4 protein-coding genes are annotated in these 3992 nt (G+C 40.2%); 3 read left to right on the forward strand and 1 reads right to left on the reverse strand.

Going from position 1 to position 3992, the window contains the following annotated elements; translation table 11 throughout:
• Positions 1-260 precede the first annotated feature (260 nt).
• From V7K60_RS16975 to V7K60_RS16985, 3 genes are all read left to right on the forward strand, one after another.
• Positions 261-452 (forward strand): hypothetical protein, encoded by a 192-nt coding sequence (locus tag V7K60_RS16975; RefSeq protein WP_334927023.1) that lies wholly within the window; start codon positions 261-263, stop codon positions 450-452.
• 621 nt (positions 453-1073) lie between these two features.
• Positions 1074-1322: a hypothetical protein gene (locus V7K60_RS16980; RefSeq protein WP_334927024.1), complete on the forward strand. Its 249-nt coding sequence runs from the start codon at positions 1074-1076 to the stop codon at positions 1320-1322.
• Positions 1298-2770 (forward strand): flavin monoamine oxidase family protein, encoded by a 1473-nt coding sequence (locus tag V7K60_RS16985; protein ID WP_334927025.1) that lies wholly within the window; start codon positions 1298-1300, stop codon positions 2768-2770. Before V7K60_RS16980 ends, V7K60_RS16985 begins: the two co-directional genes overlap by 25 nt.
• Before the next feature lie 141 nt (positions 2771-2911).
• On the opposite strand, the gene V7K60_RS16990 is transcribed toward V7K60_RS16985, so the two are convergent.
• The gene (locus V7K60_RS16990; RefSeq protein WP_334927026.1) at positions 2912-3949 is read right to left on the reverse strand and encodes a penicillin acylase family protein; all 1038 of its coding nucleotides are present in this window, start codon (positions 3947-3949) and stop codon (positions 2912-2914) included.
• Positions 3950-3992: the final 43 nt, after the last annotated feature.

Genomic DNA, 3992 nt, shown 5'->3' on the forward strand with positions numbered 1-3992 from the left:
GGTATTCAGCAGCACTTTATCCCTACGACCTTTACCCATTAGCTTACCCCGATTTTTCGCCAACTTTATTGCACTATTTTAGCCTTGCCACACCAGTATGATCGCTTCTACTGGGCGTAGTTTTGGGGTTATCTGTGGTGCGATCGCTCATTTCCTGCGATCATTGAATAATTTAAAAAATTGTCTATAGAGCAATCTCATCTCACAGAACGTTTATATAGGGTCGTGCTATGCTACTGGGGTGTCTAATGAAGAGAGTTATGACTGCTCCAGTTGAAGAATTATTAAGCACCTTTGATCGTCTGCCAGAGTCAGAGAGACTGGAAATAGCTCTGGAGATTTTGAAAAGGGTCAGACATTTGGACTTTCCATATTTGTCAAATGAAGATTTGGTTTGGAATGCAGAAGAGCTTTTTTTGGAGTTAGATCGGCAAGAAGCTTTTGATGAGTAGCCCTAATCGTGGAGAAGTCAGCTTTAATTGAGTTATTAAAATAGAAAGTTTTACCTCTATTAAAAATAAAAAAATGAATATTCAAGAAGCTTTTAATGCTGTGGCAGGAGATTACGATAACTTACAGGCTAAATTTGTGCATTAAATTTATGGTTTCTCCTCGCGTCTACTGTACCCCTTCCCTACGGAACGCTGCGCGAACGTGGAGTCAAAAATAAAGGAAAGTGTTTCACCTAATATCAGTAATATGATGTCCGGATAATTAACCATAATAACCGGAACCCCACCCCGCAAAAGCTCCGCTTTAGCTCCCCTAAGAGCTTGCTCTTAGGGGGTGGGGTTCTTTTATTATGGGTGATTTGGCGGACATGATATAAGTGGGCAAGAATAAATCAAACTATATTAGGAAATTTAAAAGTAATTAAATTTGCTATTAGTAAGAGCTTCAGTCCTTACCAAAACCTTTAATTATTTTTAACAACTTACTTAAAAAAACCAAAAAATCCTAGGCAAAAATTTGATAAATTTTTATATTTTAATTTCATTACTTTATAAAAAAAATCATCTCGACCTGTAATGATTAATGTTATTTGAAAATTAGCAGCAATAAAGGTGGGTTGAATGGCTAAATCTGCGCTAATGGTATCTTTGCAACGTGCTTATAAAATTGTGAGGGCATCGCTCAAAACTGGTATTCCCACGGATGAGATAGTGGATATTTTAAAACAAAAAACCACTCGTCGCCGCTTACTGCATGGAGGTTTGGGATTAGCAGGCGCATTAGCTACATCTACCTGGCATAATGGACGTGATTCTACGGCTTTTGCCATGATTCCCAAGGTGCTGTGGGTGCAGGAATTGCTGGCTTAACTGCTACATACCGCTTACGTCAAGCTGGGGTTCCTGTAGACATGGTTGAGGCGAGGAATCATGTTGGTGGTCGAATACGTAGTTTAGCCAACGCAGCAGGTACTGGCGTGACTGTGGAACTAGGTGGAGAATTTATTGATACAGATCATACGAAATTGCGATCGCTTGCTCAAGAACTTGGTTTAACAATAGTCGATCTACTCGCTACTGATAAGGGATTAGTACCAGAAACATGGTACTTTCAAGGACGCAAAATTCCTGAACTAGAAATTATTAATTACTTCATTCCTTTAGCACGTAAAATTGACGAGGATTTAGTTGCTATTGGGGATGAAGATGTAACTTATCATTCTTACAATCAGGCAGCTTTCGCTTTAGATAATACATCTATTGCAGAGTACTTGGAGCAAGCACAAATTAATCCCATTCTGCAAGAAATGCTGTATGTTTCTTATACTACCGAATATGGCCGAGAAGCAGCAGAACAATCCTGTTTGAATCTATTGTTTTTGATTGGTACTAACACTGATATATTCTCAGTCTACGGTGAAAGCGATGAACGTTACACTATTCGTGGTGGTAACGACCAAGTACCCCGTCTGCTAGCGAATTATTTAGCAAATGTTATACAAACTGAAACAGAATTAGAAACTATCTGTATCCGTCCCGATGGTCGCTATCGAGTTAGTTTAAAGTCTGGCTATAAAACCTTTGATCGTACTTATGAAAGAATCTTGCTAACATTGCCCTTTACCACTTTGCGTTTAGTGAAGTTGGATGTGAATTTACCAGCATTTAAACAGAAAGCGATACCTTCGGTGAGCTTCGCTAACGCAGAATTAGGATATGGTACAAATGCCAAATTAATTACAGCCTATCAACAAAAATTGTGGCGCAATAAATATAACTCAACAGCAGCAACATTTACTGATTTAGGCTTTCAAAACACTTGGGAACCCAGTCGCCACCAAAAAAATCCCAAAGGTCTGATTACTAACTTTACTGGTGGTGAACATGGCTTATCTTTAGGCAAAGGTTCAGCAGAATCTCAAGCCCAAATACTTTTACCACAATTAGATCGGATTTTCCCCGGAATCAAAAACCTGCATCAAGGTGAAGCTATTCGCGCCTATTGGTCTGGAGAGCAATATACAAGAGCCTCCTATGCTTGCTATTTAGTCGGACAATGGACAGGGATAAGTGGAGCTGAACAAAAACGTGTAGGTAATCTATTCTTTGCTGGTGAACACTGCTCTCCGTCCTATCAAGGATACATGGAAGGGGGTTGTAGAACAGGTGAAGTTGCAGCTCAAAGAATCCTCAAAGATTTAGGTTGGCGAAATATCCCTGCTCAACAGAAAAAACCAATTAATACCAATCAACTAAATCGCTATCATCCCAGGATTCCCAGGAACGAACGTTTTTCTAACGACTACACCGAAGAGTAAAGTACTTAATTCCTCAGTAATCAATATAGCCCTCTCAAATTAGTCAGAAGCTAGAAGTCAGTGGATTCATTATTTCTAGCTTCTAACTTTCCAGACCACACGTAAATAGCTGCATTTTAAATTGTATAGTCATGTTCTCTTTTACTCTGCCACTTTTGGAATTAGCCTCAATGTGGCAGTAGTATTTGCTGTAACATTCTTTGATTCCCATAACATCTGGTGGTATTCAATCTTGCGCCAGGGTTCAACCATATCGTTGTAGTGGTTATGAAAAGCATGGCCTGATTGTCCAGGGGTGTGAATTGCTACTGAGTTATCTAAATTTCCCAAATCTACAATCATCCGCAGTGAAGGAATATCACTCACCTCAAAGGATTTATTTGCTATCCAGCGGTTAGCATTCACTGTTTCGCCGTTACCAGATGTAGCAAATGCACCACGATTAAATAAAGCTTCAATCGGTGCAACCCCAGATTTACCCAAGGTGGCATTCCGAAAAGTAATGGTATGCAGCTTGCCCCAATTCCAGTTTTTCGGGTCTTTGCTTTGAATTCGTTCTAGTTCATCTACGGCTTCTATAAAGGACTGTCGGAGGATTTGGTCGCGGTTCTCAACTTTCGGGGTGTTGCGGTTGTCCCACCAAGAACTATTGGGCTGTTTGACCAAATTTGCAACCACAGCATACCAGCGATCGCCTCCATCGGGAAAGTACTTTTCAGGCAACTGATCGTGAAATGTATCTGCTAGCAAGTGTTTCCAGAATACTTCAAATAGAGCAGCAGCAGGCGATGTCATTCCTAACTGCAAATTCCAATCTTGCAGCAGTTTTTGGGCTGCTTGTAAGCGGGGAGTATTAACAGTGATAGATTCTAGTAGTGGCACTAATGTCTGTGCATTTAAATTGCGATCGTCACCCTGTATCTGCTGCACATCCTTCAAGGAAATCGGCTGAGTTTGTTGTGAAATCATTTCAACAATCCGCTTTGCTCGGTAGCCATAAACCCAGTCTGCGGTAATCAGGTAAGGATATTCACGCATAACTAAATTATTGGCAGTAGCAATATAACCCTGGGGTGGATTAAAACTTTTGGGCAATTTCTCAAAGTCAATATAGCCTTGCCATTCATATTCAGGACTTACGCAACTGGCACAGCGATCGCCATTTAACAGTACATATATATTACTGAGAGTGAACGTCCAAAAAGGCTCTTGCTTAAATTAA

This window comes from Nostoc sp. (genome assembly GCF_036917555.1).
Lineage (GTDB): Bacteria > Cyanobacteriota > Cyanobacteriia > Cyanobacteriales > Nostocaceae > Nostoc.